The following is a 25,720-nucleotide window of genomic DNA, read 5'->3' as shown; positions in this document are numbered from 1 at the left end:
GGACAGTCTGAGTCAGTCGAGGAGCATCCAGGTGGCCAGGCCGGCCATCAGGACGGCGATCCCGGAGTCGAGGATCTGCCAGGCGCGGGGGCGGGCGAACAACGGCGTGAGCTTGCGCGCGAAGAAGCCGAGGGAGAAGAACCAGGTGAAGGACGCCGTGACGGCGCCGAGGCCGTAGATCCAGCGGCCGTCGGTGCCGCGTTGATTCGCCAGGGAGCCGAGCAGGACCACGGTGTCGAGGTAGACGTGCGGGTTGAGGTAGGTGAAGCCGAGACACGTGAGCAGGACGCTGCGGAGCGCGGTGGGAGCGTGGTCGGCCGGGCTGATCGAGCCGGGCCTGAAGGCACGTTTCGCGGCGAAGGCGGCGTAGACGTAGAGGAAGGCGGCGCCGCCGTACTTGGCGATGTCGAGGGCCAACTCGCTCCGGGTGAGCAGCGCCCCGAGACCGGCGATGCCGCTGGAGATCAGCAGGGCGTCGGACAGCGAGCAGACCAGCACCACCGGCAGGACGTGCTCGCGGCGCAGGCCCTGGCGCAGCACGAAGGCATTCTGCGCTCCGATCGCGATGATCAGGGACAGGGTCGTGGCGAAGCCGGCAAGCAGGGGCATGCCTTCGACGGTAGGCAGCTGCGCTGCTTCAAGCCAGCTAAAGATTGCGAAGCTGCATTAGCATGGCTTCATCATGCAGCTCGATTCCGCACAGCTCGACACCTTCGCGGCCGTGGTCGACGAAGGCAGCTTCGACGCGGCGGCGCGGCGGCTGAACATCACGCCGTCGGCCGTGAGTCAGCGCATCAAGGCGTTGGAGAGTCGGCTTGGTCAGGTGGTCGTGATGCGTGGCAAGCCCGCGCGCCCGACCGAGGCCGGCGAGGCTCTCCTGCGGCTGGCCCGGCAGGTGTCGCTGCTGGAGTTGGAGGCGATCGCGGCGGTCCGCGGCCGGGCCGACACCCTTCGGCTGCCGATCGCGGTCAACGCGGACTCGCTGAACAACTGGTTCCTGCCCGCGATGCTCGACCTGTCCGAGCGTCACGCGGCGCGGTTCGTCGTCCATCAGGAGGACGAGGAGCACTCCGCCGAGTTCCTCCGCAACGGCACGGTCCTGGCCGCGGTGACAGCCGATCCACGTCCGGTACAGGGGTGCCGCGTCGTACCGCTGGGGAAGATGCGGTACCTGCCGGTCGCCACACCCGAGTACGCGGGGCGCTGGCTGACCGGGAAGCCGTTGCCGGACGCGCTCGCCGAGGCGCCGATGATCGTGTTCAACAGCAAGGACCAGTTGCAGCACCGGCTGATCCGCAAGGTGACCCGGCGCAAACTCGACCCGCCGACCCACGCGGTCCCGGCGCCGGGCGCGTTCCACCAGGCCGTCCGGATCGGGCTCGGCTGGGGCATGATCGAGGACGAGGTCGCCCAGCCGGATCTCGCCGCCGGCCGCCTGGTGGAAGTTGCCCACGGCAAATACATCGACGTTCCGCTCTACTGGCAGCACTGGAAGCTGCAGTCCGCCCTCCTCGACGCTCTCACCGCAGCCGTACTCCGAGCGGCGTCGAAGGGCCTCCGCTGACCTCAGTCCCAGCGCATCGCCATCGGATTGTCGGGTGGGATCAGACCCGACGACATCAGCGTCGCACTCAACGGACGCACGAGATCGTGGAGTTCGGTCGTCAGCTCGTCACCCAGGGCCCGCCAGCCTTGATCGGCCAGCGCATCCGTGGTGGCCTCCACCTGTTGCCGGAGTTCCCGACCGGCCGCCGTCAGTGCATCGGCCGAGTCGAGCAGGCCACGGCTGCGAAGGTCGTCCTCCGCGGCGGCCCAGTCGTCGTCGCTCCAGCGTCGATTGACCTGGAACACCTCCTTCGACGGTCCGCCGGCGGCCGAGATCGTCACGCACGCCTGGCACGGACTCAGCCCCGCGGCGACGAGTGCGGCGACGTGCCCGTCGCCTCGCGACTCTCGCAGGACCGTCGTTGCCTGCCACAGTGCGAGGTGCGGTTCGTCCGGCCACTCCAGGGCCGCGTTGGCCGCCGCGATCGGTCTGCCCGCGACCGGCGTCGACTCGGCGGCCCGACGAGCCACCTCGGCCGCGCGACGAAACGTCGTACCAGGGAAGATTCGCCGTACGGCGGAATCGACGGCCCGCAACCGGGCGTCGAGCAACTGGACCGGCGACGCGTACCCCCAGGCGTCCGGAAGAGCGCGAGCCACCATCGACGGATGGAAGCTGTAGAACACGGCCGCGACCAGTGCCGGGCCGACCGGACCGAGTGGAGCGGCCCGGCAGCCGAAGTAGCTCATCCAGCCGCCGCGCAGGCCCAACGCGTCGGTCTCCCGCCTGGTGTCCGGGGCGAAGTACGTGATCGCGTGAAACGGCTCGAGGGTCTTCCACATCTGCCGTGCCCGGTGCTCGGCCATCAGAGCGGCCGATGCATGACGTGAAAACCCACGTAGCCGTGCTTGGGGTGATGAAAGGCTTCCGGGACGGTGCCGATGATCGTGAAGCCGAGCGCCTGCCAGAGGTGGACGGCCGCTTCGTTGGTCTCGACGACGGCGTTGAACTGGATCGCCCGGAACCCCGTCCGCCGGGCCCAGTCGATCATGTCCTCGCAGAGCAGCCGGCCGACACCTTGGCCGCGAGCGAGCGGGTCGACCATGAAGCTGGCGCTGGCGACGTGCGAACCCGGACCCGGCCGGTTCGGGTACATGTTGGCGCTGCCGAGAACGGCGCCGCCGGCATCCACCGCGACCGTGGTCCGGCTGAGTGGACTGGACGAGGGCGACATCCAGAGCGCACGCGCCTGCTCCTCGGTCAGGTCTGGATCGTAGGCGTACGTCTCCCGCGCGGTGACGATGTCGTGAAAGAACGGCCAGATGCCCGGCCAGTCGGTATCGTCGGCGTTCCTGATCTGCACAGTCATGATGCCATAGGATCACCCGGACCGGCGGACGATGCCAAGCACCTATCCTCGTCTGCTGCCGGTTCCTCGCGACAAGCCCTTGAGGTAGTCGGCCACCGCCTGCTGGTGGTTGTGTTCGGCCCAGCTCAGCGCGTTCCCGCCGTACGACGGGTCACGCAGGTCTGGGTCGGCGCCGAGTTCGACGAGTTTCTTCACCGTGTCGAGGTGACCGTTGAACGCGGCCAGCTGGATCGGCGCGCAGCGTCCCATCACGTTGAGGTCGAAACCGAGAGTCCGCAACGGCTCCAGGGCCTCGGTCCGGCCGATCTCCCCGGCCCGGATCGGGAGGTACGGGTTGCGTGCGACGGCCCGCGCGGCCAGCTCCGCGCTGACCTCCGGGGTCTCACCGCGCATGGCGGCGGCGAAGACCTCGTGGACGTCGTCCAGCGGTGCGGCACCGTGAGCACGGAGCAGCTCGGCGATCTCGGTGTGCCCCTGGATGGCGGCCAGCTCGTAGGCCCGATGCCCGCAGAACACCGGATGCTCGGTGCCGCGTCCGTCCGGGTCGATGCCTTGGGCAAGCACCAGCTGGACCCGGTGGAGCAGGCCTTCCGACGACGCGAAGACCAGCTCGTCCTCCAGGAGTTGCCGCGGGGTCGGGTGGGCCGAGGTCAACCGGTGGTGCCACGGTCCGCCGTCGCCGCGGCCGAGGCCGTACTCGAGCAGTAGCTCCAGGTGTACGTCGTCGTACGGCGGGAGCCCGGGACCGCAGTTGTACATGGTCTGGCTGTCGTTCGGGTCGGCGCCGGCGTCGAGCAGCAGCCGGGCCAGCTCGACCCGGTCCCGATGCGGCGGCTGATCGCCTTCACCACGGCCGAAGACGCCGGTCAACGCGGTGAACGGCGACGGCAGACCCTGCCACAGATAGCCCGCGTTCGGATCGGCTCCGTTCTCCAGCAGGAGCCGGGCGATCTCCACCTGATGCGGTGCGTCCAGGCGACTGTAGGTGAGGTAGAGCAACGGCTCCCAGCGGTACGGTCCGCCCTCCTGCCGCGCGTGCTGCGGGAGTTCCTCCCGTACGGCGTCCAGCTCGCCGGCCACCACCTTGGTGTGAATGTTGCTGAGGGCAATCTCCGGGAAGCGGTCGAGCAGTTGGCGTGCGGCACGTTGCCGGGCCGGGTCGTCCTGGCCGTAGTGCAGGGTCGCCAGCCGGAGGAACTCGTCGGCACGCTGGTCAGGGGTGCCGAGCGGGCCGCCGATCGGCTGGCGATGCGGTGCTCGGCTGTACCGGTCGACCAGCTCGAGATGCCGCACGATCCGCGGCCAGCTGGGGAAGCCGTAGCTCCGCGCGATCACGAGCTGGGCGTCGGCGAGCGTCCGGACCGGATGGAACTCGGCGGCGAGCGCCACCGCCTCCGGGTCGTCGGCACGGACCTGTTTGAGCAGCGTCTTGGCCTGTTTGCGCAGGTGGTCCAGGTGCGGGTCGTTCGGGAGATTCCGGGTCGGCATCGCGACCTCCTCTCTACGAGCCTGCTGTCCGCGTCGTCAGGCGAGAAAGGAGGTGGAAACCACTGCACCGCATCGCACGCAGGTGGGCTGAGCCCTTCCCGCGGACCGGAGGCACCCTGAGCGCCTACCGGAAGGCTAACTCACCCAGCCTTCACGGCACGAGACCCAGCTCACGTCCGCGATGACTTGAACATGTTCAAAAAATCGCCATACGCTCGGGCCGTGACAGTTTTGAACGTGTTCAAATGGTGAGGACGTGGTGAGCATGACGGTGACGACGTACCTGATCTACCTGGCGATCGCGGTGCCGCTGACCATCTGGGTGGCCCGCACGCTGAGCCGGAACGGCCGGATCTTCCTGGTCGACGTGTTCCATGGCAACGACGACTTCGCCGACGCGGTGAACCGGCTGCTCGTGGTCGGGTTCTACCTGGTGAACCTCGGGTTCGTGACGCTGTTCCTGCGGACCGACAGCGCGGTCGTGGACGCTCGCGGCGTGTTCGAGGAGCTGAGCGTGAAGCTCGGCATCGTGATGCTGGTGCTCGGTGGGCTGCACCTGATGAACGTCTGGATCTTCAACGCCATCCGCCGGCGCAGCCGGATCGACGACATGACCAACCCGCCGGTTCCGCCGGACGACGTCCTGCCGGCCGGCGCGCTGACGGGCACCGAGCCGCCCACCCGTTTCGGCTACTGACCATGCGTGAGCTGACCGTCCTGTACGACGCGGAGTGCGGTCTGTGCCGCCGGTTCAAGGACTGGCTGGCGGCACAGCGGCCGGCGCCGAACGGGCAGGGAGGGGTGGTGCGCCTCAGGTTCGTCGCGGCGGGGTCGGCGGACGCGCGGGCGCTCTACCCCGAGCTGGATCACGCGGCGACCCTGCGCGAGGTGACGGTGGTCGCCGACGACGGGTCCGTGTACGTCGGCGACCGGGCGTGGATCGTGTGCCTGTGGACAACGTGGGAGCACCGGCGCACCGCCGTACGGCTGGCGAGTCCGGCGATGCGTCCGGTGGCGCGGGCGATGGTGCAGGCGGCGGCGGGACTCCGACGCTTCAGTGGGGGTGACTACGCTGACCGATGTGACGGACAGTGCGACCACCAAGGGTGAGCAGACCCGGGAGCTGATCCTGTCCACCGCGTTGCGGCTGTTCCGTGAGCAGGGGTACAGCAAGACCACGATGCGGGCGATCGCCACCGAAGCGGGAGTGTCGGTCGGCAACGCGTACTACTACTACAGCTCCAAAGAGCACCTGATGCAGGCGTACTACGACCACCTGCAGGAGCAGCACCGGGACGCCGTCGAGTCGATCCTGGCGTCGGAGACCGGGTTCGTTCCCCGGTTGACCGGTGTACTGCGGACCTGGCTCGAGGTGGCGGCGCCGTACCACGAGTTCGCCGGGACGTTCTTCAAGACCGCGGCGGACCCGAAGAGCCCGCTGTCGCCGTTCAGCGACGAGTCGCGGCCCGCCCGGGAGGCGAGTGTCGAGATCTTCCGCCGGGTGGTCGGCGGTTCGGACCTCAAGCTGCCGGCCGACCTGAAGGCGGAGCTGCCCGAGCTGCTGTGGCTGATGCAGATGGGCATCGTGCTGTTCTGGGTGCACGACGACAGCGAGGATCTCCGCCGGACCAAGGCGCTGATCGACCGCTCGGTCCCGCTGGTCGACCGCCTACTGCGGCTGACCCGCATCCCGGGGGTGCGCGGGGTGGTGAACGACATCGTCGGCCTGATCCGCACGCTCAGGCCGTAGCTACTCGCCGGTGAGTCCGTCGATCCGCTCGCGCAGGAAGTCGGCGTGGCCGTTGTGGCGGGCGTACTCCTCGATCATGTGGACGAGGAGATAGCGGACCGAGTAGTCGCCCTCGCGCCGGGGTCGTCGAAAGGTGTGGTCGAGGTCGTAGCGCGCGATCAGCTCGTCGGAGGTCTTGACGATCGCCCGATAGTCCCTGACGTCCTGCTCGGCCCCGGCGGCGTCGACGAGGTCGAAGTCGCCGTCCGGGTGCTCGTCGGTCCAGAACGTCGCCGTGACCGGGAGCTGCGCGAGGCAGATCTGGTACCAGTACCGCTCGACCTCGGTGAGGTGGCGGACAAGCCCGATCAAGGACATGCTGGACGGCTCGACGCTGCGCCGAACCAGCTGCTCGCCGGTCAGACCGGAGATCTTCCACAGCAGCGTCTCGCGGTGGAAGTCCAGGAAGCCCTGAAGAAGTTCGCGTTCACCGGCGGCGGTGGGTGGATCCACCCGAGATTCCGTAGTCACAAGGTGAACCCTAGGCGCCGGTGTGACATGTCTCCTGTGGACAACGGACGAGGGTTCGGCCCCCAGTGCCGTAGACTGCTCGTGACGGCCCGCTCAGTTCTGCCTCGGGCCGGTGAGCGCAAACACAGTGCGCCAGCAGTCGACTACCACGCGCCGCGGCCGGAGCCGCGCCGGGCAGGACGACCCCCGACCTTTGGAGTACCTACATGGCGGCCAGCCGCCCCACGTCCACATCCCCCCAAGCTGTCTCCACCTCCACCACTCGTCCCCGCCGGCGTCGTTCCGGTGCCCGGCGCAACGATTCGGCGGCGCGCCCGCTGTTCTCCCCGCCCGCCGGCACTCAACGGCAGCCTGAGGTTGCTCAGAGCAACAGTCCGGTGTACGACGAGGTGGCCGAAATGGTTGTCCCGGACAACCTGACGTTCGCCGATCTCGGCGTACCGGCGCCGTTGGTGTCGGCACTGTCCGCGGCCGGTGTGTCCACGCCGTTCCCGATCCAGGCGGCGACGCTGCCCGACTCGCTGGCCGGCAAGGACGTGCTCGGACGCGGCCGGACCGGCTCCGGCAAGACGTACGCGTTCGTGCTGCCGGTGCTCGCCCGCCTCGCCGCGAGCGGAGCGAAGCGCAGGCCGAAGCACCCGCGGGCGCTGATCCTCGCGCCGACGCGTGAGCTGGCGACCCAGATCCAGGCGTCGATCACGCCGCTGGCCGACGCGCTCGGCCTGCGCACGATGACGATCTTCGGCGGGGTCGGCCACGGCCCGCAGATCAACGGTCTGCGCCAGGGCGCCGACATCGTGGTCGCCTGCCCCGGCCGGCTCGAGGATCATCTCCAGGCAGGGCACGTGAAGCTCGACGCGATCGAGATCACCGTCCTGGACGAGGCCGACCACATGGCCGATCTCGGCTTCCTGCCCGCGGTACGGCGCATCCTCGGGGCGACCCCGTCCGGTACGCAGCGGTTGCTGTTCTCGGCCACGCTGGACGCCGGCGTCGACGTACTCGTGCAGCGGTTCATGACCGCCCCGGTCACGCACAGCGTGGACTCGGCGCAATCACCGGTCGCGAAGATGACCCATCACGTGCTGCACGTCCAGGCCGATTCCCGGCTGCCGGTGCTGGTCGACCTGACCGCGGCGCCGGGCCGTTCGCTGGTCTTCACCCGGACGAAGTACGGCGCCAAGTCGCTCACGAAGAAGCTGATCGCCCAGGGCGTTCCGGCGGTGGAGTTGCACGGCAATCTGTCGCAGGGCGCCCGGACCCGGAACCTCGAGGCCTTCGGCAACGGTACGGCGAAGACGCTGGTGGCCACCGACATCGCGGCGCGCGGTATCCACGTCGACGACGTCGCGCTGGTGATCCACGCGGACCCGCCGATCGAGCACAAGGCGTACCTGCACCGCTCCGGCCGGACCGCCCGCGCGGGCGCCGAGGGCACCGTCGTCACCTTGATGACCGACGACCAGGTCCGCGACGTCCGTGACCTCACCCGCAAGGCCGGCATCGCCGCGAAGATCACCAGGCTCACCAGCGGCGATCCGCTCCTCGCCGAGTTGGCCCCCGGTGAACGCCGCTTCGTGGAGCCGCCGGTCGCGACACCGGACAGCGCCCGCGCGTCCACCGGTGGTGGGTCAGGTCGAGGCAACCGTCGTCGGCGCGGCTCACAGTCGGCGACCGGTCAGCGGCCCGGCGGTCAGCGTTCTGGCGGTCAGCGTTCCGGAGACGCGGGTGGCGCGAAGTCGGGTGGGCCGGCGCGTGGTCGCGGCCGCTCGAAGTCCGCGAGCACGCCGAAGACTTACAGCACCAGCACGCCGGGCTCCAGCACTCGCCCGGCCGGTGCCGCCGCATTCTCCGCCGGCAGCCGCGCCGGGGCTGCCCGTCGCGGTCGCTGAGCCCGCGGCCGTCGAGCTGACGCAAGGCCTGGTCAGGCGCTGCCTGACCAGGCCTTGTGCACGCCCAGCTGGTGCGCGCCGTCGCGGTGGACCGGCGAGCCGGGCGGTACGGTGCGTTGGTGAACGTCGTCGCGCAGGTGTTCGTCGTGCTGGCCGGGCTGTTTCATGTCGCGGTGTTCGCGATGGAGAGCCTGTTGTTCCGGAAGCCGAGTACGTACCGGCGGTTCCGGGTCAAGGACGACGCCGAGGCCGCGGTCGTGAGGCCGTGGGCGTTCAACCAGGGGTTCTACAACCTGTTCCTCGCCCTCGGGGCGCTCGGCGGGCTGATCGCCGGCGGTGGCGGGGGTTGCGCGGTCGCGCTGTTCAGTTGTGCGTGCATGGCCGGTGCCGGTGTCGTCCTGGTCGCGACCGACCGCCGGATGGTGCGGGCCGCCGCCGCGCAGGCCGTCCCGCCGATCCTCGCTCTGGTGTTCGCCGCGGTTCTCTAGTTGACTTCAAGTGCAGTTGATGTCCGAGGGTTCTCGCATGACGACGACTGCCGCGGACCCGATCACCACTGAACCGACGACCGGTGGTGTGCTCTCACCGCAGTACCGGGCGCTCACCGTCGGGATGGTCGCGCTGATCACTCTGGTCGCGTTCGAGTCCCTGGCTGTCACCACCGCGATGCCGACCGTCGCCCAGGCGCTGGACGGCCTTTACCTCTACGCGCTCGCGTTCGGCGGGCCGCTGGCCTCCGCTGTGGTGGCGATGGTTGTCTCCGGGACCTGGAGCGACCTCAAAGGGCCGACCCGCCCGCTCTGGCACGGGACCGCGTGGTTCCTGGCCGGCCTGATCATCGCCGGTCTGGCACCGACGATGGAGATCCTCGTCGCCGGTCGCATCATCCAGGGCTTCGGGTCCGGTCTGCTCACGGTCGCCCTGTACGTCGTGGTCGGCCGGCTCTACCCGGCCAGGCTGCGGCCGCGCATCTTCGCCGCGTTCGCCACCGGCTGGGTCGTACCTTCCCTGGTCGGCCCTGCGATCGCCGGTCTGATCGTCGAGCACACCAGTTGGCGGATCGTCTTCCTCGCCGTACCGGTCATCGCCATCCCGGCGGCGCTCGTGATGCGGCCCGGCCTGGCCCGCGGCGCTGCTCAGGAAGTACGGCCGGGTCGGCTGTGGGACAAGCGGGCGCTGTTGGCGGTGGCGGCGGCGGTCGGCGTCGGCCTGCTCCACTACGGCGGTCAGCAGCACGGCGTACTGCGGATCGTCCTGCTCGCGATCGGTCTTGCCGGTGTGGTCGCGTTCGCGCCGAAGCTGCTGCCGAGCGGCACCTTTGTTTTCCGGTCGGGTCTGCCGTCGGTCGTCGCGTTGCGGGGGCTGGTCGCCTCGGCAGGCTTCGGTGCCGAGGTGTTCCTGCCGCTGATGCTGACCCGGGAACGCGGCCTGTCCCCGGCCCTGGCCGGTCTGGTGCTGACGGTCAGCGCGCTGAGCTGGACCGCTGCCTCCTGGTACCGCGGCCGGCCCAACCAGCCGTTCTCCCACGCGGTCTTCCTGCAAGCCGGCATGGTGTCGATCATGCTCGGCATCGTCACCGCCGCCCTGACCTTGAACGACAACGTCCCGGTCGTGGTCGGCATCCTCGGGTGGAGCCTCACCGGTCTCGGCATGGGGACCGTCTTCCCGACCCTGTCGGTGCTGGTGCTCGAGTACTCCGAACGCGACGCCCAGGGTGCCAACAGCTCCGCACTGCAGTTGAGCGACTCGTTGTCCACAGCAACGGTCTTGGCCGTCGGCGGTTCTCTCTTCGCCGTGCTGGAGCCGCGCTCCGCGGTGACCGCCTATCTCGTCGCCTTCGGCCTCCCGGCTCTGCTCGCCCTGCTCGGCGCACAGGCCGGACGCCGAACGGCCCGGTGACCTACTCCTTCGAGCCGGTGACGGCGATGCTGGCCCCGAGGCCGATGATCATCAGGCCGCCGGCCCCGCCGACCAGCTCGAGGCGGCGCGGCGACCGGGCGAACCACTCGCGAGCGGTACCGGCGACGAGCGCCCAGGCGCTGTCCGAGACCAGGGCGATCAGGATGAAGATCAGGCCGAGCAGCAGGATCTGGAGCCACGCCGGGCTGCCCGCGTTCGGGTCGACGAACTGCGGCAGCGCGGCGGCGAAGAACACGGCGGTCTTGGCGTTGGTGACGCCGACGAGGAAGCCCTGACGCATCGTCCGGCGGCTGTTGCCCGGCTTCACCGCACTCGTCATCGCGGTCACCAGGGACTTGCGGTGGCGGAAGGCCTGGACGCCGAGATAGATCAGGTACGCCGCTCCGGCCAGCTTCACCACGGTCAAGGCGATCGCGCTGGCGGCGATCAGGGTGCCGAGGCCGAGGGCGACCGCGATCAGCATGACCGCGGCGCCGACGGTGTTGCCGACCATCGTCAGCACCGCCTCGCGCCGCCCGACGGCCAGCGCGCGTCCGACGATGAACAGCACACTCGGACCGGGGACGACGATGATGATGAACGCGGTGATCGCGAAGGCGACCAGGTGATGGGCGGACGGCATCTGCTCAGGGTAAGGGCGGCCGTGGGGAACGTCACCCCGGTTCCGGCAGCGTTGACCCCCTCGATCCCCACCGATACGGTTCGGGGGACAACCTGCGGTGCCAGGAGGGAAGCCGGTGAGAGTCCGGCACGGCCGCGCCACTGTGAGCGAGCACTGCTCGTGAGTCAGGACGCTCGGGCACCAGCAGCCTTTCGAAGGGGACGCGCACTTCCCCAGGAGGTTCAGATGGCAGCTCCTGCCCGCACTCTCGCCGTACCGGCCGTTTCTCCCCGTCTTCTCGCCGTCGCGCTGCTCAGCGTCGGCGTACTGCTCCTGCTCGGCTACCTGGTCGCCTTCGACCAGGGTGCGGTGTCCCAGTCCGGGATGTACCTGCACGAGCTGATGCACGACGGCCGCCACCTGCTCGGCGTGCCCTGCCATTAGCCGCATGCGCACCTTCGGATCGCTCCTGGTGCGCGGACTGATCGTCGGACTCTTCGCCGGCCTGCTGGCCGGAGCGTTCGCGTACTCGATGGGCGAGCCGCACATCGACGCCGCGATCGCGATCGAGGAAGCCGGCGGCGCGCACACCCATTCGCACGACCAAGGCGAAACCGCTGCCTCCGGGGAGGCGCCGCTCGTCAGCCGCGACGGCCAGCGGGCCGGCCTGTTCCTCGCCACCACGCTGTACGGCGTCGCCCTCGGCGGCGTCTTCGCCGTCGCGTTCACCCTGCTCCGGCGCAAGCTGCGGACCGGCAACGACTCGTACGCCGCTCTGGGCCTGGCCGCGGCCGGATTCGTCGGCATCGTGCTCGTGCCGTTCCTGAAGTACCCGCCGAATCCTCCGGCGGTCGGCGATCCCGAGACGATCACCCGCCGTACGGTGACCTATCTGCTGACCCTGGTGATCGGTCTGCTCGCGGTGTGGGCCGGTGTGGCCGCCTCCCGGTGGGCCGCCCGGTTCGGTGACGTCGCGCGACTGGCCGGTGGTGTCGCGGCCTTCCTTGCGACGGTCGTGGCGGCGTACCTGATCCTGCCCGCGATCAACGAGGTTCCGGGGTCGTTCCCCGCTACGCTGCTCTGGCAGTTCCGGTTCGCCTCACTCGGTACGCAGGCGACGCTGTGGCTCCTGCTCGGTTTCGGGTACGCCGCCGCGGTGGATCGCCGGCTCTCCCGACAGAAGGTGGTTGCCGCGTGAGCGGGTTGAAACTGGTCGCCCATGCCCTGACTCCCGCGTTGCGCGGACTCGTCCTCGGTGGAGACGCCGAGCCGGATCCGGCGAGCCTGTCGGCCGCTCGCGAATTCGAGTTCGAGGCCGATGCCGTGTACGCCGGGCCGGAGCGAGCCGCCGTACTCACGGCCGAGGCGCTCGGCCTCACCCCGGTCGTCGAGGAGGCGCTCCGGGATCGGGAGTACGGCGAATGGACCGGGCGTGAGCTCGAGGAGTTGCTGGGCGCCGAGCCGGAGCGGGTGGCCGCCTGGCTCGAGCGGCCGCACACCGCGACACCGGGTGGCGAGACGGAGAACGACGTACTCACCCGGGTGGCGGACTGGCTCGGAGACCTCGCTCAGCAGGACGACGACAGCCGTTCGATCGTGGCCGTCGTCCACCCGGCGGTCGTCCGGGCGATGGTGTTGTACGTGCTGGATGCCCCGGCGGAGTCCTTGCGTCAGGTCGACGTCCGGCCGCTCGCCACCGTCACCCTCACCCGGTCCGACGGCTCCTGGTCCCTGGCCTTCCACTGAGCCGAACCCGCAGGCGAATCGCGGCGTCGCGTCGCGTTCGGTGCGGTCAAGGTGTATGACGGGGGTGTGACGCTCACCGAAGCGCGGAACTTCCTCCGCTCGGAACTACTCGCCGTCGCGGCGACGGTCGTCCCGGACCAGACACCGGTGGTGACGCAGGATGTCGGCCCGGTGAACCAGGGCGCCCTGTCCGACGACCGCGGCCCGGAGTCCGTGTGCACGATCACGGTCGAGACCGGCGACCCCACGTCGCCGGATCCGGAGGCGCTGATCACGTTCGCCGCCGAGACGCTGGCGGCACGCGGCTGGAAGGTCGAGCCGGAGCCGGCCGACGACGGCAAGTACCGCGTCAACGCGCGGCGCGAAGGCTACGACCTCACCGTCGACGCCCAGAGCACCGACTGGCGGATCACCTTCACCGGCCAGACGCCGTACGCCGACGACGTCTGATCAACTCGTCGCGGCCCGCTCGGCGGCACTGCGCAGTACGCAGAACTCGTTGCCCTCGGGGTCGTGCATGGTGACCCACCCGGTGCCGTCGGGCTCCCGGCGGTCGTATGCGATGGTGGCGCCGAGCGTGAGGAGCCACTCGACCTCCTCGTCGCGCGGACCGTCCGGCTCGAGATCCAGGTGGACGCGGTTCTTGACCGTCTTCTCGTCGTTGTTCTGCTCGAAGAGCAACGTCACCGAGTCCGTCACGACGGCCGCGTACGGGTCGCCCGGCTGGTCGTCGTCGGGTCGTGGGGCCTTCAGCACCTTCAGCCAGAAACCGGCCAGCTCGTAGGGGTCATGGGCATCGAAGGTCACCGTACGCACGCGCGAGGTCATGCGCCGAGACTACTTCCGGAAGAACAGCCGGTCCGCCGGGATCGCCGGGTCGAGGTACGGCGTGAAGCCGGCGGCGACGGCCAGATCGGTGAGGGCGCCGGGCATCCAGCGGTGGACGTGGACGTTCATCGGGTGCCCGCCGTACCCGGAGGTCTTGTGGGTGGACTCCTCGCCGACGTGGAACCCGAGGGCGAGGACCCCGCCCGAGGCGAGCACCCGGTGGAACTCGGCGAACGCCTGTGGCACCACGTCGCGCGGCAGGTGGATGATCGACCACCAGGAGATGACGCCGCCGAGCTCGCCGTCCGGCAGGTCCAGGGCGGTCATCGAGCCGACCCGGAAGTCCAGATCCGGATGGTCGCGCCGCGCGACCTCGATCATGCCCGGTGACAGGTCGATGCCGATGACCTGAAGACCTCGCTCGTGCAGCAGACCGGTCAGTCGCCCCGGTCCACAGCCCGCGTCGAGCACCGGCCCCGGACCGGCCAGCTTGGTGAACAGGTCGAGGGTCACGGGCTCGTCCGGCGGGCCGTCCTGCACGAGGTCGGCGTACGCGGCGGCGACGGTGTCGTACGAGGTCCTGATGTCGTCCAGCTGATCGGTCACGGCGCGACCCTAGAGGGCCGCGCCGACAGAACCGCGGTTCAGGCCTTGCCGAGGGTCTGCTTCTGCCTGCCGAGCCCCTGGATCTCCAGCTCCATCGTGTCGCCGGGGGCCAGGTACGGGAACCGGCCGGACAGCGCGACGCCCTCCGGGGTGCCGGTGTTGACGATGTCCCCCGGGCTCAGCGTCATGTACTGCGACAGGTCGCGGATCAGCGCCGCGACGGTGAAGATCATGTCCCGGGTGTTCGAGTCCTGCCGCGGCTCGCCGTTCACCCAGGACTTCAGATCGAGGTTCTGGACGTCGTCGATCTCGTCGGCCGGGACCAGCGCCGGGCCGAGCGGGTTGAAGGTCTCGCAGCACTTGCCCTTCGACCACTGCCCTCCGGACTGCTCGATCTGGAAGGCCCGCTCCGACACGTCGTTCGAGACGGCGTACCCGGCGACACAGGCGAGCGCCTCCTCGTCCGACTCGACGTACCGGGCCTGCTTGCCGATGACCACGGCGAGCTCGACCTCCCAGTCGGTCTTGGTCGCGCCGCGCGGCACCAGCACCTCGTCGTACGGGCCGACGACGGTGTTCGGGTGCTTGAAGAAGACGATCGGCTGCTTCGGCGGCTCGGCGCCGGACTCGGCGGCGTGCGCGGCGTAGTTCTGGCCGATGCAGACCACCCCGGCCGGGCGCGCGATCGGGGCACCGACTCGCAGGCCCTCGACGTCGGCCGCCGGGAGGTCACCGGCCTCGAGCGCGGCGCGGGCGCGGGCGATGCCGTCCGCGGCCAGGAACGCGCCGTCGATGTCGCCGCCGGTGTCACGGGTGATCGGGCTCAGGTCGTGAACGGTGCCGTCGGTGGCGCGCACGTACGGGCGCTCCGCACCGACCGCGCCGAGGCGCAGCAGTTCCACAGGTCTCTCCCTGGATGAGGACGGATCACTCTTTGTCGAACATCGGCCGCAACCGGGCCCGGGAGGCCTCGATGTGCGCCCGCATCGCGGCGGCCGCTTCCTCCGGGTCACCCTTGCGGACCGCGGTCACCACCGCCTTGTGCTCACGCAACGCCTTCGTCGCGATGCCGCCACCGTAGTACAGGCGGAACAGGTGCAGGTGGCAGTGTGTCCGAGCGAAGGACTGCCGGGCCGTCTCGTTGCCGGACAACTCCAGCACCAGATCATGGAAGCGCTGGTCGTGTGCAGCCATCGCCCGGTAGCTCTCGTACGCCGGACGGTCCGGTACGTCGGTGTAGCTCAGCATCTCGGCCTTCAGCCGGGCCAGGTCCTCGGAGCCGGCCCGCTCGGCGGCCCGGCCGGCCGCCCACGGCTCGATCAGCAGCCGGTACTCGAACAGGTCCTCGAACTCGGCCAGCGTCAACCGCGACGACACCCGGTAGCCGCGCAGTGGCTCCTTGATCACCAGGCCGTCGGACTCCAGCCGGGCCAGCGACTCCCGGATCGGGGTCTGGGAGATGCCCAGTTCGCGGGTCAGCGCGTCGATGTTCAGCCGGGTGCCCGGCTCGACCACGCTGTCCATGATCAGGCCCTTGACCGTCTCGTAGACGTCGTCGCTCAGTACCTGTCGCTGGGGCAGGCGCGTGAGCTGCCCCGCCAGACCCACATGCGCATCCGTCACCGTCGCTCCTCCCAGAGGCTCTCATTCTGCCCCACCCTTGACGGCTCCAGTGTGAAGCGGCAGCATCAGGTTCGCAATATCCTATAGGATCTGGAGCCGCCCCGTGAAGAGTCCGACGATCACCCGGGCCGAGGCCTTCCTCGTCGACCTCGAGGTCGAGACGGTCCGGACCGACGCGGTGCAGTCGTTCCTCAAGCAGGAGACGATCTTCGTCTCGCTGGAGACGGCCGACGGGCTCACCGGACTCGGATACTCGTACACGATCGGCACGGGCGGCACCGCCGTACTGGCTCTGCTGAAGGATCATCTGCTGCCACGGCTGACGGGCTCGGACTCGCGGAACGTCGAGGCGGTGTGGTCGGACCTGTTCTGGTCGACGCACGCGACCACGGTCGGGGCGATCACCTCACTGGCGTTGGCCGCCGTCGACACGGCGTTGTGGGACCTGCGGTGCCGACGAGCCGGCGAGCCGTTGTGGCGGCTGGCGGGCGGGTATCGGCAGCGGGTGCCGCTGTACGACACCGAGGGCGGTTGGTTGCAGCTGACAACGGATCAGCTGGTCGAGGGTGCGCTCGCGTCGCAACGAGCGGGCTGGCCCGGAGTCAAGCTGAAGGTCGGGAAACCGCGGGTGCACGAGGACCTGGAGCGGCTGCGCGCAGTGCGGGACGCGGTCGGTCCTGACTTGGACATCATGGTCGACGCCAATCAGTCGATGACGTACCCCGAGGCCCGGCGACGGGCCGCGGCGTTCGAGGCTGTGGAACTGTCGTGGTTCGAGGAGCCGTTGCCGGCCGACGACCTGACCGGCCACGTACGTCTGGCGGAGTCCACCTCGATCCCCATCGCGGTCGGGGAGTCGTTGTACTCGGTGTCGCAGTTCCGCGAGTACGTCGCGGCCGGTGGGGCCGGGATCGTCCAGGCCGACGTGGCCCGGGTCGGCGGGATCACGCCGTGGCTGAAGGCCGCGCATCTGGCCGAGACTTTCAACCTCGAGGTGTGTCCACACTTCCTGATGGAACTGCACGTCAGCCTGACGGCCGCCGTACCGAACGGCCGGTACGTCGAGCACATCCCGCAGTTGCGGGCGATCACACGGTCGGAGATGGTGGTGGCCGACGGTCACGCGGTCGCCCCGGACACGCCCGGCTTGGGCATCGACTGGGACCACGACGCGATCGACGACCGGCGGGTCGGATGACGACCTTGGCGGGTGTTCTCAGGCAGCTCGGAAAGGACCGCAGTCGGATGAGCAGAGTCGACGCGCATCACCACATCTGGGACCTGACCGTCCGCGAGCAGAGCTGGATGTCCGGGCCGGAGATGGACCCGATCCGGCGCAGCTTCTCCGTCGACGACCTGGCTCCGCAGGCCGCGGACGCCGGCGTCACCGCGACCGTGCTGGTCCAGACCGTCGGTCAGGTCGACGAGACGGTCGAGTTCCTGCAGGTTGCCGCCGGCAACGAGCTGGTCGCGGGCGTGGTCGGCTGGATCGATCTGACCGCGCAGGACGTGGGTGACGCGCTGGCCGGATTGCTGGCCCGGCCGGACGGATCGCACCTGAAGGGCATCCGCCACCAGGTCCACGACGAGCCGGACGTGGACTGGCTGCTCCGCCCCGACGTACGCCGCGGTCTGTCCGCGGTGGCCGACGCGGGCCTTGTCTACGACCTGCTCACCAAGACTCCCCACCTGCCCGCCGCGATCGAGACCGCGCGGGCCTTCCCAGGACTGACCTTCGTGGTCGACCACATCTCCAAGCCCGTGATCGGCCAGCCGCTGGAGCCCTGGGCGAGTCACCTGCGGGAACTGGCCGCCCTGCCGAACGTCACCTGCAAACTCTCCGGCCTGGTCACCGAGGCCTCCTGGACCGATTGGAAGACCTCGGACCTCCAGCCCTACGCCGACGTCGTCCTCGACGCCTTCGGCCCCGAACGCGTCATGTTCGGCTCCGACTGGCCCGTCTGCCTCCTCGCCGCCACCTACGCCCAGGTCGTCGAAACCGCCGAAACCCTGACCGCAGGCCTCACCCCCACGGAACGCGAGTCCGTCTTCACCACCACCGCCACCCGCACCTACAGGCTCTAGACCTGTACGTCGGCGGGCGCGAACTCGACCCGGACGCCGAGCAACCTGACCGGGCGGCGGAGTTCGAACTTGTCGAGCAGGGCGAGTGCGGTGGTGGCGACGACGTCCGGGTCCTGGGTGGTCTCGGGGAGCTTGCGGCTCTTGATGGGGGTGTAGAAGGTGGTGAAGCGGACCTTGACCCAGATGCGCTGGATGCTGCGGCCTTCGGCGACGACGTCGCGGGTGACCTCGACGGCGATCCGGCGGAGTTGTTCCACGACCTCCGCGCGGTCGGCCAGGTCGTGCGGGAAGGTCTCCTCCCGGCTGCGCGAGACCGGTTCGCGGGGTACGTCGGTCACCTCGGTGTCGCCGAGTCCGCGGCCGAGGGCGGCGTACCAGGCGCCCATCTTCGGCCCGAAGCGTTCGCGGAGGACGTCGAGGTCCGCGGCCGCCAGGTCGGCGACCGTGACGATGCCGAGTTCGTTCAGGTTGCGCTCCATCCGGCTGCCGATGCCCCAGAGTTCCCGGACGGCGCGGTGGTCCATCACCTCGCGCCAGTTCGCCCCGGTCAACCGGTAGACCCCGTCGACCTCACGCGGACTCCCGGTCCCCGCCTCCTCGAACGGGACCGCGTGGGATCGCGGCTGTTTGGCGAACGTCGTCGCCAGCTTGGCCCTGACCTTGTTGTCGCCGATCCCGATCGAGCAGGTGAGCGTCGTACGCTCGAACACCGCCGCCCGCAGGTCGGCCGCGAGTTGCTCGGGATCGTCGGTCTCCGCCCCGACGAAGCACTCGTCCCACCCCCACACCTCGACCACCACGGGGAACGAGCGCAGCGTGTCCATCACCTCGGTCGACGCCGCCTCGTACGCCGCCGGGTCCGAGGGCAGGAAGACCGCCTGCGGGCACTTCTTGTACGCCGCCCGGACCGGCATCCCCGAGTGCACACCGAACTCGCGCGCCTCGTACGACGCCGTGGCCACGACCTGCCGCGGTTGGGTCGGATCCCCCGAGCCGCCCACCACGACCGGCAGCCCCTTCAACTCGGGTCGCCGCCGGATCTCCACAGCCGCGATGAACTGATCCATGTCCACGTGCAGGACCCACCAGCTCATACCCCACAGGTAACCACAGCCCTCCGACAGCGGCCGGGTGAACCGTCAGAGTGCCTTGCGCATCTGCTGGGACGTGACGGTGTAACCGAGGGACGTGTAGAGGTTGATGGCGGTGGTGTTGGTGCCGAAGACGTTGAGGTCGAGGTGGGTGTGGCCGCGGCGGCGGCACTCCTCCTCGCCGGCCAGCATGATCGCGCGGCCGTAGCCCCTGCCGCGGTGCTTCTCGTCGACCTCGAGGCCGTAGACGAACGGGATCCGCGGCTTGGTGGTGATCCACAGGCTGCCGACCGGTTCGTCACCGTCGCAGGCCATCCAGATCAGGTGGTGCTCGGTGTCGCGGCCGTCGGGCAGCAACTTGTCCACCTCACGGTGCGCCACCTCGATCGCCTCCTCGGGGCTCAGCCCGCGGGCCGGCCCCATCCCGGCGGCGAACGACTCGGCGTTGAGGTGCTTCCAGGCCTCGAACTCGGTGTCGGACATCGGGCGCAGCGTCACGGGCGGGATGACGGACATGGTCATCTGCCGACGATAGCCCCGGGGTTTGCCCGGCGGGTACCAGACACGTACCCACCCCGGCCGCCCCGCCGCCGGTGCGGTGACGAGGAGACCCGCTCCGCCGCGGGTGATCGACGAACTCCGAGGTGTCAGGCGATGACGTCGCAGTCGAGGAAACTGTCATGAGACGGCGTAAACCGCCCGCCGGAGCGGTGACGAGGGCGCCGGCCGGCCTGCCGTACCCGCTGATCGAGAACTGGGAGTGGCAGGACCGCGCCGCCTGCCGCGACGTTGACCCGGAACTGTTCTTCGCCGCCGAGTCCGAGCGCGGCCTGCGCAAGCACGCCCGCGAGGTACTGGCGAAGTCGCTCTGCGGCACGTGTCCGGTACGGCGGGAGTGCCGCGAGCACGCCCTGGTCGTCGGCGAGGTGTACGGCGTCTGGGGCGGCACCACCGAAGAGGAACGCGAACCCGTCCTGCAGGCCCGGCACACGGAGTTACCGGCAAGTTAACCTGTCGGCATGGAGCTGACCTTCGAACTGGCCGGGAAGGTCCTGGCCGCGCAGCCGTTCAGTGTGCTGCTGGGGACCCGGCTGACCGCCTTCGGCGACGGTGGAGCAACCCTCGAGCTCGACATCCGCGACGACCTGAAGCAGCAGAACGGCTACCTCCACGGCGGTGTCCTCGGCTACGCGGCCGACAACGCGATCACCTTCGCGGGCGGCACGGCGCTCGGACCGGAGGTGCTCACCGGTGGATTTACGATCAGCTACCTGCGGCCGGGTCGAGGCGCCGTACTGCGGGCCGACGCGAAGGTCGTGCACGCGGGCAGCCGGCAGGCGACCTGCACCTGCGAGTTGTCCACCATCGACGTCGGCCGCGACGGCGGCAGCACTGTCACGCTGTGCGCGGTCGCGCAGGGCACTGTGATCGCCCTGCGTCGATGACGGGCGATCACAGTGCCGGGGCGCCGGCTCAGTCGAAGAGCTCCTCCATGAAGGACTTTTTCTTCTTGCGGGGGTACTGGTTGCCGTACCGCGGGTCGTAGCGGCGGTCGTCGTCGCTATACCGGCGGTCGTTGTCGTAGCGGCGGTCGTCGTACCGCTTCTCCTCGTGGCGAGGCTGCTGCGGCGCGTTGTACTTCAGTTCGGCGTCGACGAGCCGCTCCAGCTCACCGCGGTCGAGGAAGATCCCGCGGCACTCGGTGCACTGGTCGACGGTGATGCCGCTGCGTTCGTAGGTGCGCATCGCGCCCCGGCACTTGGGACAGATCAAGCTCTCCATTCCGCCACCCTAGGTGACGATTTCCCCGAAATGACGGGACTTCAGGGAACTCTCAGGGAGTTGCCCGGGCAAACCGTGACGGCTCAGGGACCTCGAGGACGAAACAGGGCGGCGGTCTGTGAGGTCGGGCGAGGGAGACATAGGTCACACCCGACAGGTATCACATCTGCGTCCCGCGTGTCGTCAGCGCTGTGTGGACAACGGATCTCCTGGGTGGAAGGACGTCATGAGCGCAGTACTGGAATCTCTTCGTCGTGACTTCGGCGGCGACATCATCGAACCGGGCGGCGCGGAGTACCAGACCGCTGCGCGCTCGGTCCTGGCTCTGGGCAGTCCGGCCTGTGTGCTGCGGCCCGAGAGCGTGGACGACGTACAGGCAGCCGTGAGGTTCGCGGCCGAGGCGGGGCTCGTGCTGTCCGTGCGAGGCGGTGGTCACGCCTTCCCGGGGTTCGGCACCAACGACGGCGGCGTGGTGATCGACCTGAGCAGGCTCGCGACGGTCGAACTCGTCGACCCCGACCGCCACGTCGTACGGATTGGCGGCGGCGCCACCTGGGGTGCGGTCGCGGCCGCCCTGGCCCCGCACGGCCTGGCGATCTCCTCGGGCGACACCAAGAGCGTCGGCGTCGGCGGACTGACGCTGACCGGCGGAATCGGCTGGAAGGTCAGGAAGTACGGTCTGGCCCTGGACAACGTCGTCGGCGCGGAGGTGGTGACCGCGGCCGGCGACGTCGTGCGGGCCGACGCCACGGAGAACCCTGACCTGTTCTGGGCGATCCGCGGTGGTGGCGGCAACTTCGGGATCGTGACCGCGTTCGAGTTCACCGCGCACCCGACGACGGACGTCTTCTTCGGCCGGATCACATTCCCGGCGGCGGAGGCGGCCACCGTGCTGCGGGGCTGGGCGGCCTACCTGCGGACGGCTCCCGTCGAGCTCACCTCGATCGCGACCTGCGCCAACCCGATGGCCGGCGGACCCGCGGCGCCGGTCGAGATCCACGTCGCGTACGACGGCGACGACCCGGAGTCGGCCGCGGCGGCGATCGACCCGATCCGCGGACTCGGCACGGTGATCACCGACGAGGTCGCGCCGACGCCCGCCGCGGACCTGCTGGTGGACGGCATGGTCCCGCCGCCCGGTCTCCAGTTCGTCGCCCGGAGCGCGTTCGTCGACAAGGAGTCGGTGGACGGCGCGCTCGAGGTCCTCGCCGACGTGGCGACCTCGCCGCAGCCGCCGATCGTCTCCATTCGCAGCGTCGGCGGCGCGGTGTCCCGGGTACCGGACGACGCCACCGCCTACGCGCACCGTCAGGCGGAGTTGATGTTCGTGACCACCACCGTGGGTCCCCAGCCGGTCATCGAGGCCGCGCGTCCCGGCCTGGACGCGATCTGGCGGCGGCTCGCGCCGTACGTCAACGGCGCCTACGCGAACTTCCTGGCGTCCGCCACCGAGGAGGACGTCGCCGCGATCTATCCGGCCGCGACCTATCAGCGGCTCGCCGCGGTGAAGCGGCAGTACGACCCCGGCAACCTGTTCGCCCGCAACCACAACGTGCGACCCGCGTAGGACCGTAGACGGCGGCCCCACAGACACTGTGGGACCGCCGCTCGGGCCTACTTGAAGCGGCCCAGGAAGTTCTTCAGGATCGGGCCGGCCGCCTTGGCGCCGGACTCGCCGCCTTCGACGATGACCGCGAACGCCACGTCGCCGCGGTATCCCACCATCCAGCCGTTGGTGACGACCTTGCCGTTCTGGACCACCTCGGCGGTGCCGGTCTTGGCGGCGACGGCGCCGTTGCCGGCCAGGACCTTGGCGGTGCCACCGGTGACCGTGGTCCGCATGAACGTGCGGAGCGCGGCAGCAGTTGCCGGAGGCAACGGAGAGGCGGCCGGTCCGGCGGCGTCCTTGCCCGGGACCAGCACCGGCTTCATCGCCGTACCGTGGGCGACCGCCGCACCGATCATCGCCACGCCGAGCGGGCTCGCGGTGACGGTGCCCTGGCCGATCATCGACGCGGCCTCGGCGACGTCGTCCTTCGGCGCCGGCACCTGACCGCCGTACGCCGGGATCGACAGGTCCAGCTCAGGACCGATACCGAACATCGCGGCCGCCTTCGTCATCCCGTCCTTGGGCAGCCGGCCGTGCTGCGAGATGAACGCGGTGTTGCAGGACTCGTTGAACGCCTTCTGCATCGTCCCCGCGCCGTACGCCGCCAGGCCGTCGTAGTTCTTGAACGACTTGCCGAACACCGTGATCGTGTTCGTACAGGGCAGCGAGGTCGAGGCCGTCTGTCCACTGCCCAGCAGCGCCGCCGCGGTGACGATCTTGAACGTCGACCCGGGCGCGTAGCGACCCTGGAAGGCGCGGTTGTAGCTGGTCGGCTGAGGCCCGTTGGCCGCCGCCAGGATCTGCCCGGTCGAGGCCTGGACGGCGACCAGCGAGGCGGGCAGCTTGCTCGTCGCCAGCGCGGCCTCGGCGGCACGCTGCAGGTTCACGTCCAGGGTGGTCTTCACCGGCTTCCCGGCGGTCCCCTTCTGGTTGAAGACCTCCTTGATGGTCAGCTTGGTCTTGCCGTCCCGCAGGGTCACGATGCCGCCCGGCGTCCCGGCGAGCTGCTGCTGGAACGCGTACTGCAGGCCCGTCGTCCCGACCTGGTCCTGCGCGGACGCGGTCGGACCCGCGTTCTTCAGCGTCTCCTCGGTCGCCGTCTTCATCGTCCCGATCACCGACCGCGCGAACGACGCCGACTCCGGCAGCGACTGGGTGCCGCCCATCGTCAGCACGCCGGGCAGCTTGCCCATCACCGGGCGCAGTTTCTCCCACTCCTCGGCGCGGATCGTGATCGCGTCGACGAACTGACCGGCCGGCGCCGCCTTCGCCCGGGCGGCGAGCTTCGCGCCGTCCACGTCGAGGTACCTGGTGAAGGCGGCGTAGGTCGCCGCCGTCGCCTTCGTCCCGGAGGCGACCCCGACGATGACGATCGGGCGGTTCGCGGTCAGCGCGACGCCGTTGCGGTCGAGGATCGAGGCCCGGGCCGGCAACGCGCGGACCCGCTTGAGGTAGTTCGAGTCACCGAGGCCGGGGTAGATGGTGTCGCCGGAGGCCGTGACCTTCCAGGTCTCGCCGACCTTCACGGCGGTCGCCGTACTGGTCCACTTCATCGTGCCGATGCCGCGCAGTTCCGCCTCGACCGCGAGGTCCTGGGTGCAGGTGTTGCCGTCACTGCACTCCGGGTCGCCCTGCGGGGCCACCTTCACCGTGCTCGCGACCAGGGCCGAGTCGACCTCGTCCAGCCGCTTGGCGAAGACCGTCGGGTTGTCGGTCAGCGCACCGGCCGCGTCCGGCTTCCCGTCCGGGGCCCACGCCGCGACCCAGGCGTCGGCGAACTGCTTCACCACCTCGGCGGACGCCTGCTTCTCGTCGTTCGGATCCGCTGGGCCGTCACCGGACTTGCTGTCGGAACAACCGGCGGTGATCAGCAGACTACTCAGACACACGATCGCAGTGGTTCGCTTCACGTTCTCAACTCTCGCACGACGACGGATGGACACTTTGGACAGTCTTCGGCGTGTGGTCTCAGGCCACGAGGGCGAAACTACTCAAGCCACTCAAGTACGACGCGCGCGGACCCGCGGGAGTTGGCAGAACAAGCTGATCGGGCAGCGACCGATCGCCGGGATGAATCAGCAGCAAGAGCGAGGACGAATCGGGCTCGACCCTGCCCCGGTACCGGCCGGATCCGGTCGCCGGACGGCGTAACGGCCGATCGTCCCCGCGTATTCTCGTCCCTTGTGACGACCCGCCTAGCTCTCCACAGCCGACTGATCCCGGGTAAAGAAGAGGCGTACGAGATCGAGCACGCCCGCGTGTGGCCCGAACTGATCACCGTGATGCGCGCCGCCGGTATCACCGACTGGTCCATCTGGCGCAGCGGCCGTGACCTGTTCCACCTGGTCGAGTGCGCCGACTTCGAAGCCGCGGTCGCGAAACTCCGCGACGACCCGGTCGACCGGCGCTGGCAGCAGCACATGAGCCAGTTCGTCGAAGGCTTCGCGCAGAACCCGGACGGCGTGGCCGGGCAGTCACTTCGTCACGTCTGGACGATGAGCGAGCAGCGCGACTAGGCGTACATCTCCCACACCAGGACCTCGGCGCCGTCCGGGCCGGCGGTGACACGCCGCCCGTCGGTCCCGGTCAGCCGTACGGCATCCGCCGTACCCAGGTCGCCCGCGCCCTCGAGCGTCACGGTGCCTTGGGCAACGAACACATGGACGTACGGCGCCGCCGGCAGGTCCACCGTCCGTCCCGGGGCCAATCGGGCCACCGACATCCCCGCGGCCCGCTGGTTGATGTGGATCGCGGTGCTGCTCGCGTGCCGCGGCAGACCGGACGCGATCGGAACGAGTTCGCCGGTCGTGAGGTCGACCGAGGCCTGCTGGTACGAGGGGGTGAGGTCGAACTCCTCCGGGCGGACCCACATCTGGACGTAGTGCACCGGTTCGCCGCCGTCGTTCCACTCCGAGTGCCGGATACCCGAACCGGCGCTCATCCGCTGCACCAGGCCCGGATACACCACGCCGCTGTGACCTTCCGAATCCCGGTGCGCCAAGGCGCCGCGCAGTACCCAGGTGACGATCTCCAGGTCCTGGTGCGGATGGGTGCCGAATCCGGTGCCGGGGGCAACGGTCTCGTCGTTGTGCGCGACCAGGAAACCGAACCCGACGTTGGCCGGGTCGTAGTGCGGCCCGAACGAGAACGAATGCCGGGAGTCCAGCCAGTCGCTCGAGGTCCGGAACCGGTCGTCCGCCCGCCGGATGTCCACAGTCATGACATCTAGTAGTACCCCTTCCGGCCGTCCCCAAGGGACTGCGGCCGCTCGGTG

General features: G+C 69.7%; 32 protein-coding genes and 1 riboswitch. Of the genes, 17 read left to right on the top strand and 15 right to left on the bottom strand.

The features are described 5' to 3' along the window. Positions 1 to 12: 12 nt before the first annotated feature. The gene (locus ACYVOK_RS05760) at positions 13 to 609 is read right to left on the bottom strand and encodes a LysE/ArgO family amino acid transporter (protein ID WP_460661182.1); all 597 of its coding nucleotides are present in this window, start codon (positions 607 to 609) and stop codon (positions 13 to 15) included. 73 nt (positions 610 to 682) lie between these two features. Between ACYVOK_RS05760 and ACYVOK_RS05755 the strand changes: the two genes are divergently transcribed. Next, a complete protein-coding gene (locus ACYVOK_RS05755) occupies positions 683 to 1,564 on the top strand; it encodes a LysR family transcriptional regulator ArgP (RefSeq protein ID WP_460661181.1) in 882 nt (293 codons plus the stop codon). Between the two features lie 2 nt (positions 1,565 to 1,566). Here ACYVOK_RS05755 and ACYVOK_RS05750 read toward each other — a convergent pair whose 3' ends face one another. Genes ACYVOK_RS05750 through ACYVOK_RS05740 form a run of 3 tightly spaced genes read right to left on the bottom strand, consistent with a single transcriptional unit; the run spans position 1,567 to position 4,403 of the window. Further along, positions 1,567 to 2,412, bottom strand: coding sequence for an SCO6745 family protein (locus ACYVOK_RS05750; RefSeq protein WP_460661180.1), 846 nt, complete (start codon positions 2,410 to 2,412; stop codon positions 1,567 to 1,569). Continuing rightward, positions 2,412 to 2,915 carry a GNAT family N-acetyltransferase gene (locus ACYVOK_RS05745; protein ID WP_460661179.1) on the bottom strand — a complete coding sequence of 168 codons (504 nt, stop codon included), beginning with the start codon at positions 2,913 to 2,915 and terminating at the stop codon, positions 2,412 to 2,414. Before ACYVOK_RS05745 ends, ACYVOK_RS05750 begins: the two co-directional genes overlap by 1 nt. 42 nt (positions 2,916 to 2,957) lie before the next feature. Further along, positions 2,958 to 4,403 (bottom strand): ankyrin repeat domain-containing protein, encoded by a 1,446-nt coding sequence (locus ACYVOK_RS05740; RefSeq protein ID WP_460661178.1) that lies wholly within the window; start codon positions 4,401 to 4,403, stop codon positions 2,958 to 2,960. Between the two features lie 265 nt (positions 4,404 to 4,668). Between ACYVOK_RS05740 and ACYVOK_RS05735 the strand changes: the two genes are divergently transcribed. The 3 genes from ACYVOK_RS05735 to ACYVOK_RS05725 are packed head-to-tail and all read left to right on the top strand — an operon-like array spanning position 4,669 to position 6,153. After that, positions 4,669 to 5,100, top strand: a complete 432-nt coding sequence (locus tag ACYVOK_RS05735; RefSeq protein ID WP_460661260.1) for a hypothetical protein — start codon at positions 4,669 to 4,671, stop codon at positions 5,098 to 5,100. 2 nt (positions 5,101 to 5,102) lie between these two features. Then, positions 5,103 to 5,513 carry a thiol-disulfide oxidoreductase DCC family protein gene (locus tag ACYVOK_RS05730; protein WP_460661177.1) on the top strand — a complete coding sequence of 137 codons (411 nt, stop codon included), beginning with the start codon at positions 5,103 to 5,105 and terminating at the stop codon, positions 5,511 to 5,513. Continuing rightward, positions 5,485 to 6,153, top strand: coding sequence for a TetR family transcriptional regulator (locus ACYVOK_RS05725; protein WP_460661176.1), 669 nt, complete (start codon positions 5,485 to 5,487; stop codon positions 6,151 to 6,153). The genes ACYVOK_RS05730 and ACYVOK_RS05725 overlap by 29 nt, the downstream gene beginning before the upstream one ends. Here ACYVOK_RS05725 and ACYVOK_RS05720 read toward each other — a convergent pair whose 3' ends face one another. Continuing rightward, complete coding sequence (locus tag ACYVOK_RS05720; protein ID WP_460661175.1) at positions 6,154 to 6,663, bottom strand: DinB family protein; 510 nt, start codon at positions 6,661 to 6,663, stop codon at positions 6,154 to 6,156. Positions 6,664 to 7,061: 398 nt separating this feature from the next. Between ACYVOK_RS05720 and ACYVOK_RS05715 the strand changes: the two genes are divergently transcribed. From ACYVOK_RS05715 to ACYVOK_RS05705, 3 genes are read left to right on the top strand one after another with little or no spacing between them, the layout of a single operon-like run. Then, positions 7,062 to 8,555, top strand: a complete 1,494-nt coding sequence (locus ACYVOK_RS05715) for a DEAD/DEAH box helicase (protein WP_460661174.1) — start codon at positions 7,062 to 7,064, stop codon at positions 8,553 to 8,555. A gap of 56 nt (positions 8,556 to 8,611) precedes the next feature. Further along, complete coding sequence (locus ACYVOK_RS05710; protein WP_460661173.1) at positions 8,612 to 9,043, top strand: DUF1304 domain-containing protein; 432 nt, start codon at positions 8,612 to 8,614, stop codon at positions 9,041 to 9,043. Positions 9,044 to 9,080: 37 nt separating this feature from the next. Further along, positions 9,081 to 10,454: an MFS transporter gene (locus ACYVOK_RS05705; RefSeq protein ID WP_460661172.1), complete on the top strand. Its 1,374-nt coding sequence runs from the start codon at positions 9,081 to 9,083 to the stop codon at positions 10,452 to 10,454. A gap of 1 nt (position 10,455) precedes the next feature. On the opposite strand, the gene ACYVOK_RS05700 is transcribed toward ACYVOK_RS05705, so the two are convergent. Continuing rightward, positions 10,456 to 11,097 carry a LysE family translocator gene (locus tag ACYVOK_RS05700; RefSeq protein ID WP_460661171.1) on the bottom strand — a complete coding sequence of 214 codons (642 nt, stop codon included), beginning with the start codon at positions 11,095 to 11,097 and terminating at the stop codon, positions 10,456 to 10,458. Positions 11,098 to 11,201: 104 nt separating this feature from the next. Beyond that, a riboswitch (adenosylcobalamin (AdoCbl) riboswitch) is annotated at positions 11,202 to 11,272 on the top strand. A 50-nt stretch (positions 11,273 to 11,322) separates the two neighbouring features. On the opposite strand from ACYVOK_RS05700, the gene ACYVOK_RS05695 reads away from it, so the two are divergent. From ACYVOK_RS05695 to ACYVOK_RS05680, 4 genes are all read left to right on the top strand, one after another. Continuing rightward, the gene (locus tag ACYVOK_RS05695; protein WP_460661170.1) at positions 11,323 to 11,520 is read left to right on the top strand and encodes a CbtB domain-containing protein; all 198 of its coding nucleotides are present in this window, start codon (positions 11,323 to 11,325) and stop codon (positions 11,518 to 11,520) included. 4 nt (positions 11,521 to 11,524) lie between these two features. Next, entirely contained in the window at positions 11,525 to 12,274 is a 750-nt protein-coding gene (locus ACYVOK_RS05690) for a CbtA family protein (protein WP_460661169.1), read from the top strand. Then, the gene (locus ACYVOK_RS05685; RefSeq protein WP_460661168.1) at positions 12,271 to 12,822 is read left to right on the top strand and encodes a histidine phosphatase family protein; all 552 of its coding nucleotides are present in this window, start codon (positions 12,271 to 12,273) and stop codon (positions 12,820 to 12,822) included. Before ACYVOK_RS05690 ends, ACYVOK_RS05685 begins: the two co-directional genes overlap by 4 nt. 66 nt (positions 12,823 to 12,888) lie before the next feature. Further along, positions 12,889 to 13,272 (top strand): hypothetical protein, encoded by a 384-nt coding sequence (locus tag ACYVOK_RS05680; protein ID WP_460661167.1) that lies wholly within the window; start codon positions 12,889 to 12,891, stop codon positions 13,270 to 13,272. On the opposite strand, the gene ACYVOK_RS05675 is transcribed toward ACYVOK_RS05680, so the two are convergent. Genes ACYVOK_RS05675 through ACYVOK_RS05660 form a run of 4 tightly spaced genes read right to left on the bottom strand, consistent with a single transcriptional unit; the run spans position 13,273 to position 15,879 of the window. Beyond that, positions 13,273 to 13,650 (bottom strand): VOC family protein, encoded by a 378-nt coding sequence (locus tag ACYVOK_RS05675; protein ID WP_460661166.1) that lies wholly within the window; start codon positions 13,648 to 13,650, stop codon positions 13,273 to 13,275. A gap of 9 nt (positions 13,651 to 13,659) precedes the next feature. Further along, positions 13,660 to 14,256 (bottom strand): class I SAM-dependent methyltransferase, encoded by a 597-nt coding sequence (locus tag ACYVOK_RS05670; protein WP_460661165.1) that lies wholly within the window; start codon positions 14,254 to 14,256, stop codon positions 13,660 to 13,662. Positions 14,257 to 14,294: 38 nt separating this feature from the next. After that, a complete protein-coding gene (locus ACYVOK_RS05665; protein WP_460661164.1) occupies positions 14,295 to 15,158 on the bottom strand; it encodes a fumarylacetoacetate hydrolase family protein in 864 nt (287 codons plus the stop codon). Between the two features lie 25 nt (positions 15,159 to 15,183). Then, the gene (locus tag ACYVOK_RS05660; protein WP_460661163.1) at positions 15,184 to 15,879 is read right to left on the bottom strand and encodes a GntR family transcriptional regulator; all 696 of its coding nucleotides are present in this window, start codon (positions 15,877 to 15,879) and stop codon (positions 15,184 to 15,186) included. Positions 15,880 to 15,982: 103 nt separating this feature from the next. Here ACYVOK_RS05660 and ACYVOK_RS05655 point away from each other — a divergent pair, with 103 nt between their 5' ends. Together ACYVOK_RS05655 and ACYVOK_RS05650 are read left to right on the top strand one after the other, a co-directional pair. After that, positions 15,983 to 17,077 carry a mandelate racemase/muconate lactonizing enzyme family protein gene (locus tag ACYVOK_RS05655; protein WP_460661162.1) on the top strand — a complete coding sequence of 365 codons (1,095 nt, stop codon included), beginning with the start codon at positions 15,983 to 15,985 and terminating at the stop codon, positions 17,075 to 17,077. 47 nt (positions 17,078 to 17,124) lie between these two features. Next, entirely contained in the window at positions 17,125 to 17,964 is an 840-nt protein-coding gene (locus ACYVOK_RS05650) for an amidohydrolase family protein (RefSeq protein ID WP_460661161.1), read from the top strand. On the opposite strand, the gene ACYVOK_RS05645 is transcribed toward ACYVOK_RS05650, so the two are convergent. Both ACYVOK_RS05645 and ACYVOK_RS05640 read right to left on the bottom strand, forming a co-directional pair. Next, a complete protein-coding gene (locus ACYVOK_RS05645) occupies positions 17,961 to 19,058 on the bottom strand; it encodes a DNA polymerase IV (RefSeq protein ID WP_460661160.1) in 1,098 nt (365 codons plus the stop codon). The genes ACYVOK_RS05650 and ACYVOK_RS05645 overlap by 4 nt on opposite strands. 45 nt (positions 19,059 to 19,103) lie before the next feature. Beyond that, positions 19,104 to 19,577, bottom strand: coding sequence for a GNAT family N-acetyltransferase (locus ACYVOK_RS05640; RefSeq protein WP_460661159.1), 474 nt, complete (start codon positions 19,575 to 19,577; stop codon positions 19,104 to 19,106). Positions 19,578 to 19,735: 158 nt separating this feature from the next. Here ACYVOK_RS05640 and ACYVOK_RS05635 point away from each other — a divergent pair, with 158 nt between their 5' ends. Further along, complete coding sequence (locus tag ACYVOK_RS05635) at positions 19,736 to 20,065, top strand: WhiB family transcriptional regulator (protein WP_460661158.1); 330 nt, start codon at positions 19,736 to 19,738, stop codon at positions 20,063 to 20,065. 9 nt (positions 20,066 to 20,074) lie between these two features. After that, positions 20,075 to 20,500 carry a PaaI family thioesterase gene (locus ACYVOK_RS05630; protein WP_460661157.1) on the top strand — a complete coding sequence of 142 codons (426 nt, stop codon included), beginning with the start codon at positions 20,075 to 20,077 and terminating at the stop codon, positions 20,498 to 20,500. A gap of 28 nt (positions 20,501 to 20,528) precedes the next feature. Here ACYVOK_RS05630 and ACYVOK_RS05625 read toward each other — a convergent pair whose 3' ends face one another. After that, positions 20,529 to 20,837: a TFIIB-type zinc ribbon-containing protein gene (locus ACYVOK_RS05625; protein WP_460661156.1), complete on the bottom strand. Its 309-nt coding sequence runs from the start codon at positions 20,835 to 20,837 to the stop codon at positions 20,529 to 20,531. A 226-nt stretch (positions 20,838 to 21,063) separates the two neighbouring features. On the opposite strand from ACYVOK_RS05625, the gene ACYVOK_RS05620 reads away from it, so the two are divergent. Continuing rightward, positions 21,064 to 22,404, top strand: a complete 1,341-nt coding sequence (locus ACYVOK_RS05620; protein WP_460661155.1) for an FAD-binding oxidoreductase — start codon at positions 21,064 to 21,066, stop codon at positions 22,402 to 22,404. 47 nt (positions 22,405 to 22,451) lie between these two features. On the opposite strand, the gene ACYVOK_RS05615 is transcribed toward ACYVOK_RS05620, so the two are convergent. Further along, complete coding sequence (locus ACYVOK_RS05615; protein ID WP_460661154.1) at positions 22,452 to 24,356, bottom strand: penicillin-binding transpeptidase domain-containing protein; 1,905 nt, start codon at positions 24,354 to 24,356, stop codon at positions 22,452 to 22,454. 273 nt (positions 24,357 to 24,629) lie between these two features. On the opposite strand from ACYVOK_RS05615, the gene ACYVOK_RS05610 reads away from it, so the two are divergent. Then, positions 24,630 to 24,962: an L-rhamnose mutarotase gene (locus tag ACYVOK_RS05610; protein ID WP_460661153.1), complete on the top strand. Its 333-nt coding sequence runs from the start codon at positions 24,630 to 24,632 to the stop codon at positions 24,960 to 24,962. On the opposite strand, the gene ACYVOK_RS05605 is transcribed toward ACYVOK_RS05610, so the two are convergent. Continuing rightward, a complete protein-coding gene (locus ACYVOK_RS05605) occupies positions 24,959 to 25,666 on the bottom strand; it encodes a pirin family protein (RefSeq protein ID WP_460661152.1) in 708 nt (235 codons plus the stop codon). The two genes, ACYVOK_RS05610 and ACYVOK_RS05605, sit on opposite strands and share 4 nt — an antisense overlap. Between the last annotated feature and the right edge of the window lie 54 nt (positions 25,667 to 25,720).

The organism is Kribbella swartbergensis (assembly GCF_054784135.1).
This window is presented reverse-complemented; position numbering and strand designations above follow the sequence as displayed.

Coding starts and splice junctions, on each gene's coding strand:
- ACYVOK_RS05760 (WP_460661182.1), bottom strand. CDS start 609: ATGCCCCTGCTTGCCGGCTTCGCCACGACCCTGTCCCTGATCATCGCG.
- ACYVOK_RS05755 (WP_460661181.1), top strand. CDS start 683: ATGCAGCTCGATTCCGCACAGCTCGACACCTTCGCGGCCGTGGTCGAC.
- ACYVOK_RS05750 (WP_460661180.1), bottom strand. CDS start 2,412: ATGGCCGAGCACCGGGCACGGCAGATGTGGAAGACCCTCGAGCCGTTT.
- ACYVOK_RS05745 (WP_460661179.1), bottom strand. CDS start 2,915: ATGACTGTGCAGATCAGGAACGCCGACGATACCGACTGGCCGGGCATC.
- ACYVOK_RS05740 (WP_460661178.1), bottom strand. CDS start 4,403: ATGCCGACCCGGAATCTCCCGAACGACCCGCACCTGGACCACCTGCGC.
- ACYVOK_RS05735 (WP_460661260.1), top strand. CDS start 4,669: ATGACGGTGACGACGTACCTGATCTACCTGGCGATCGCGGTGCCGCTG.
- ACYVOK_RS05730 (WP_460661177.1), top strand. CDS start 5,103: ATGCGTGAGCTGACCGTCCTGTACGACGCGGAGTGCGGTCTGTGCCGC.
- ACYVOK_RS05715 (WP_460661174.1), top strand. CDS start 7,062: ATGGTTGTCCCGGACAACCTGACGTTCGCCGATCTCGGCGTACCGGCG.
- ACYVOK_RS05705 (WP_460661172.1), top strand. CDS start 9,081: ATGACGACGACTGCCGCGGACCCGATCACCACTGAACCGACGACCGGT.
- ACYVOK_RS05700 (WP_460661171.1), bottom strand. CDS start 11,097: ATGCCGTCCGCCCATCACCTGGTCGCCTTCGCGATCACCGCGTTCATC.
- ACYVOK_RS05695 (WP_460661170.1), top strand. CDS start 11,323: ATGGCAGCTCCTGCCCGCACTCTCGCCGTACCGGCCGTTTCTCCCCGT.
- ACYVOK_RS05690 (WP_460661169.1), top strand. CDS start 11,525: ATGCGCACCTTCGGATCGCTCCTGGTGCGCGGACTGATCGTCGGACTC.
- ACYVOK_RS05675 (WP_460661166.1), bottom strand. CDS start 13,650: ATGACCTCGCGCGTGCGTACGGTGACCTTCGATGCCCATGACCCCTAC.
- ACYVOK_RS05650 (WP_460661161.1), top strand. CDS start 17,125: ATGAGCAGAGTCGACGCGCATCACCACATCTGGGACCTGACCGTCCGC.
- ACYVOK_RS05645 (WP_460661160.1), bottom strand. CDS start 19,058: ATGAGCTGGTGGGTCCTGCACGTGGACATGGATCAGTTCATCGCGGCT.
- ACYVOK_RS05640 (WP_460661159.1), bottom strand. CDS start 19,577: ATGACCATGTCCGTCATCCCGCCCGTGACGCTGCGCCCGATGTCCGAC.
- ACYVOK_RS05635 (WP_460661158.1), top strand. CDS start 19,736: ATGAGACGGCGTAAACCGCCCGCCGGAGCGGTGACGAGGGCGCCGGCC.
- ACYVOK_RS05630 (WP_460661157.1), top strand. CDS start 20,075: ATGGAGCTGACCTTCGAACTGGCCGGGAAGGTCCTGGCCGCGCAGCCG.
- ACYVOK_RS05625 (WP_460661156.1), bottom strand. CDS start 20,837: ATGGAGAGCTTGATCTGTCCCAAGTGCCGGGGCGCGATGCGCACCTAC.
- ACYVOK_RS05620 (WP_460661155.1), top strand. CDS start 21,064: ATGAGCGCAGTACTGGAATCTCTTCGTCGTGACTTCGGCGGCGACATC.
- ACYVOK_RS05605 (WP_460661152.1), bottom strand. CDS start 25,666: ATGACTGTGGACATCCGGCGGGCGGACGACCGGTTCCGGACCTCGAGC.